Raw genomic sequence first — 218 nt, forward strand, 5'->3', positions numbered from 1 at the left:
GTATAGAACGTCATTATTTCTCTATTTAGTAAGACAGTGCGCCAAGAAGCGTGGGAGAAGTCAAGCAAACCATAACTCTTGATGAGCCTTACCGAGCCTTTTTAGGCATCCTTAAGCCTCTTTGAGTTTTTGCTGACCTTAATAGGAATCTCGTTTCTCCAGAAAGGAGGTGTTCCAGCCGCACCTTCCGGTACGGCTACCTTGTTACGACTTAGCCC

Annotated in this window: 1 rRNA gene; it reads right to left on the reverse strand. The window is 45.9% G+C overall.

The features are described from left to right. Nucleotides 1-162: 162 nt before the first annotated feature. Nucleotides 163-218: ribosomal RNA gene (locus I6E38_RS15250) — 16S ribosomal RNA — on the reverse strand; the annotation flags it as partial.

Origin of the sequence: Leyella stercorea, assembly GCF_021531355.1 — a bacterium.
In the GTDB taxonomy this organism is placed as follows: domain Bacteria; phylum Bacteroidota; class Bacteroidia; order Bacteroidales; family Bacteroidaceae; genus Prevotella.